Origin of the sequence: Flavobacterium sp. UBA4854, from assembly GCF_002399805.1 — a bacterium.
GTDB classification, from domain to species: Bacteria; Bacteroidota; Bacteroidia; order Flavobacteriales; family Flavobacteriaceae; genus Flavobacterium; species Flavobacterium ginsengisoli.
Map to the genome: position 1 here is coordinate 1 of NZ_DHEI01000070.1, position 338 is coordinate 338.

Here is a 338-nt window from a genome sequence, read left to right on the forward strand (position 1 = left end):
GCTCCAATTTTAAAAGCTTTAAGCGAATTAAACATTGTTGAACCAACAGAAATTCAACAAAAAATAATTCCGTTATTTTTGAGCGAAACTCACGATATAGTTGGTTTAGCTAAAACAGGAACAGGAAAAACTGCTGCTTTTGGATTGCCTTTATTACAATTAGTAAATTCAGAATCTACTGATGTCCAAGCTGTAATCTTAGTTCCAACAAGAGAATTAGGACAGCAGATTTTTAGAAATTTAGAAAGTTTTTCAAAATATATTCCTAATATATCTATTGCCTCAATTTGTGGAGGAACTCCAATAAAACCTCAAATAGAGAGATTAAAAGAAGGCGC

The 338-nt window shown here is 31.7% G+C and carries 1 protein-coding gene; it reads left to right on the forward strand.

Features of this window, described 5'->3' with window-relative positions:
* Nucleotides 1-338: DEAD/DEAH box helicase (locus tag B3J44_RS10015; protein WP_286968231.1), on the forward strand; the 338-nt coding region annotated here is incomplete at both ends.